General features: G+C 53.8%; 3 protein-coding genes and 3 pseudogenes. 1 reads left to right on the forward strand and 5 read right to left on the reverse strand.

Annotated elements, in window-relative coordinates; translation table 11 throughout:
• Positions 1–98, forward strand: a 98-nt coding sequence (locus tag JOY50_RS28405) for an IS3 family transposase (protein WP_243056161.1), incomplete at its 5' end; no start/stop codon positions are given.
• Between the two features lie 105 nt (positions 99–203).
• Here JOY50_RS28405 and JOY50_RS28410 read toward each other — a convergent pair.
• The 5 genes and pseudogenes from JOY50_RS28410 to JOY50_RS28430 form a co-directional block, all read right to left on the reverse strand.
• Positions 204–458, reverse strand: a pseudogene (locus tag JOY50_RS28410) (PAAR domain-containing protein).
• A complete protein-coding gene (locus JOY50_RS28415) occupies positions 455–1,270 on the reverse strand; it encodes a DUF6708 domain-containing protein (protein ID WP_243056159.1) in 816 nt (271 codons plus the stop codon). The pseudogene JOY50_RS28410 and the gene JOY50_RS28415 overlap by 4 nt, the downstream one beginning before the upstream one ends.
• 36 nt (positions 1,271–1,306) lie before the next feature.
• Positions 1,307–1,465: pseudogene (locus JOY50_RS28420) on the reverse strand (PAAR domain-containing protein); the annotation flags it as partial.
• Positions 1,462–2,034, reverse strand: a complete 573-nt coding sequence (locus JOY50_RS28425; protein WP_405046020.1) for a DUF6708 domain-containing protein — start codon at positions 2,032–2,034, stop codon at positions 1,462–1,464. The pseudogene JOY50_RS28420 and the gene JOY50_RS28425, both read right to left, overlap by 4 nt.
• Positions 2,035–2,273: 239 nt before the next feature.
• A pseudogene (locus JOY50_RS28430) lies at positions 2,274–3,676 on the reverse strand (hypothetical protein); the annotation flags it as partial.

Consider the following 3,676-nt stretch of genomic DNA (forward strand, 5'->3'; position numbering starts at 1 on the left):
AGTACATCCACTACTACAACCATGACCGTATCAAGCTAAAGCTCAATGGCATGAGCCCTGTGAAATACAGGGCCCATGCTGCTGAGGCTGCTAGCTGAAGCTGTCCAACTTTTCGGGGGCAGTCCATTCTGTGGGAGCGGCTTCAGCCGCGAACACCGGCGTAGCCGGTGCCATCCACTTCAATACCTGTTCTACAGCCCGTCTCACAGCAGCCACCCAGCATCGCCCTCCTCAAGCACACCACCATGATCCGTCCGGTCGCCTTTGCACGCCACCGCCGCCCCTTCGATCAGGAAATGCTTAGCCCCACTCTCTATCACCGCGCCACAGGTTGTTCGATCCCCCACCCTGGCAACCGGCTTGCCATTGAATGTATAGGCAGCACTGCCGCTCTCTACCTAATTAACCCCATGCAGCGGGCAGTTGTGTTGGTGGCCTACAAGCACAACCGGGTTCATTGGGCTTCTCCTTCAGACGGTGCAGTACGGGATTCGCGGTCAATGTCCGCTGGCCATTCAACCTTTGGCGCCAGGCAATGCATGTGGCTCAGGCCATCGTCGTCGTTCCAGTCGCGGGGTGGGTGCACGAATTTTGGCAGCGCCTCGGGACCTTGTTGCATGAACAGCCGGGCAATGGCCCAGTAGGCTTCGCCGTGGTAAAGATGATGGGTAAAGAAAACGCGGTCGATGACTTCGTTGGTTTCAGGGTTGCGGACCGACAGCATGACGTTTTCTATCAGGCCGCCGTGGCCGGGGGCATAGACGCGGTAGACCTCGGCGGTTAAGTCGTCCCAGTTGTAGGCGACAGGTTTGACGCCCCAGTGTTTGCGGCTGAAAAGATAGATGTAGTTGAATCTAAATTGGTAGAGATAGATTTTCCGACGCAGGCGATTGAAACGAATGGGTTCGTCCCTTGGGAGCATCAGGTCCATCTTTACATGGGATGCAATTGCCCACATGGCGATCGGCGGCAATAAAACCATGACGAGGCAAACAAACCAGTCACGCGACCAATTAACATTCAACATTAGCGAATATAGATATATGGCCATTCCAAATGAAATGACTAAAGTTGCCCCTCCTACCAGAGCAGCAACACCACGCAAACTGACACTCGACCTCGGAAGCTCTAGGCACACATCATCAAGATAATTCGGCGCTGGCTTAACACCCTCAACACCAAAACGCGGAGCTGACTGCGAACTCACATCAGGCAGATCATAGCTCCAAAACAAAGCCCTGTCCCAAAGAGCTCTAGGCTTGGCTTTCACTCGTTAAGCTCCTTGACGCAAATCTCAATATAAGCATCCGGCAGCGCTGTATCTGGCCGCGCCACAGGTTGTCCGGTCCCTCACCCTGGCAACCGGCCTGCCATTGAATGTATAGGCAGCACTGCCGCTCTCTACCTGGTCAACCCTATGCAGCGGGCAGTTGTGTTGGTGGCCTACAAGTACAACCGGGTTCACAGGGCTTCTCCTTCAAATGGTGCAGTACGGGATTCGCGGTCAATGTCCGCTGGCCATTCAACCTTTGGCGCCAGGCAATGCATGTGGCTCAGGCCATCGTCGTCGTTCCAGTCGCGGGGTGGGTGCACGAACTTTGGCAAAGCTTCGGGGCCTTGCTGCATGAACAGCCGGGCGATGGCCCAGTAGGACTCGCCGTGGTAAAGATCATGGGTAAAGAAAACGCGGTCGATGACTTCGTTGGTTTCAGGGTTGCGGACCGACAGCATCACGTTTTCTATCAGGCCGCCGTGGCCGGGGGCATAGACCCGGTAGACCTCGGCGGTTACATCGTCCCAGTTGTAGGCGACAGGTTTAACACCCCAGTGTTTTCGGCTGAATAGGTAGATGTAATGGAATCTGAATTGATAGAGATAGATTTTCCGACGCAGGCGGTTGAAACGGATTGGTTCATCCCTTGGGAGCATCAAGTCGATTTTTACAAAGGCCGCAACAGCCCACATACCAATCAGGGGCGCCAGCACCATTACAAAAGCAACATACCAGTCACGGGACCAATTGATTTGAGACATATCCCAATACAGAGATCCAAGCACCCAAAAAGACAACACTATGCCTGGAACCCCAAGGAGACTTGCAATGCCCCGCACACTGACAGTAGATCGAGGAAGCTCCAGGCACACCTCATCTAAATAATTTGGCGATGGATCTATATCCGCACAACTAAAGCGCGGGACCGTCTGCGAATTTACCTCGGGGAGATCATAGCTCCAGCATAGGGCCCGCCTCCAAAGAACCCTGGACCCAGCTTTCATTCGTTTACCTCTTTGACGCAGATTTCAACATAGGCTTCCGGTAGTGTTCTATCAGGCCAGTACATTACTAGAAGCGTCGCTGCACGAATCGTATGCGATCCAATAGTCGCCATAAGCCCTACATCACCTGTGATTTCCAGCCAAGACCTATCCAAATGCTCTGAGGCCGAGGACTGTCGCTTTTTATTGACTGAAAAATCAGTTCTATAGTCAGGAGTTTTTGGCTTTGAAAAATCAGGAAATATTTCGGCCTTATTGAGAGCGTCGACCGGGAAGGCTTGATACTCATCGACAAGGAGGGTTTCACCACCAATAAAATCGGGGAAATTCCCATCACCATGACGATGCGCCACTAGGGTCCAGCGAAAAGCCGAGCGTTCAGCACTGAAAACAGGAAGTATAATTTCAAACTTGAGTTTATGTTCTAGCTCCAAGCTCACCATTCCTCCTATTTTGGAAGCTGCCGGATCGTTTAAGCGCTTAGATTCAAAATTCACACCCACATGAACGCCCAGCGTGGCAGCATTAAGCTCCGCAAACGCAATGTCTGCATACTCGGGAACGGGCCAATGCACGGCCGGCTTTTCATTACCTTTTCCAAAACAGCTACGACGAGCCCACCGTTCCAAAGCCGAAGATTCATTTGACCCAGCCCACTTGCTAAGTGCGTAGGCAGTGAGTGCCAGCGCTATAGCTAGCCCCAAAGGACCTAATAGAAACATCTTGAGCGCTGCGTAAGCAAATAACCCAGTTGAAAAACCATATACAATCCCTGCGCTGGAATATAGCGTACCCGCTTTGTCGTCCCCTTGTGCCGAAGCGCGTTTTGACGCAGCAAATGCCTGTGCCGTGTCAAAAACGCCAGCCACTGCACTTAGCATGGCACCTAACTTTATTAGCGAGACTCCCGGCGCCCCCCTAGCCCCCGACAGATCCATATGGCCAGCACTCGACCTCAGCACGAGCCCAACCAGCTCAATTTGCCCCCCTAGCAACCCCAATTGCGAACCCTGCAACGCCAACTTGGCCTCATGCGCCTTCGGCCCAATCTCCGCTTCCGCTTTTTCCTGATTTCTGGCCAGGCTGTCGGATTGCAAGTACAGCCCTCCAATCGCCAGCAGTACTTCCCAGCTTCCCGCCACACCCCGCAAGCCGCGAAACCCGGTTCGCACCAACTGCGCCGCCTGCTGCGAAGTAATACGCACGCCCTGCAACACCTTTCGCGCATTCGACTCGAGCGTCCCCGCCGCCACCGAGATATCCACCAACGCCCGCTGCGCCAAGCTGCTTGCCTGAGTTACCTTCATGTTGGCTTCCTCAAACAACCGTCCATGCACGTCCGCCGCTGTACCCTCGACCCACACCGACACACTGATCATGGTGTTGGTAAACCGCGGAT

Origin of the sequence: Pseudomonas sp. BP01 (genome assembly GCF_022760795.1) — a bacterium.
Lineage (GTDB): Bacteria > Pseudomonadota > Gammaproteobacteria > Pseudomonadales > Pseudomonadaceae > Aquipseudomonas > Aquipseudomonas putida_Q.

Bases quoted from the DNA above. Each gene is read 5' to 3' on its own strand.
- JOY50_RS28425 (WP_405046020.1), bottom strand. From the start codon at position 2,034: ATGTCTCAAATCAATTGGTCCCGTGACTGGTATGTTGCTTTTGTAATG.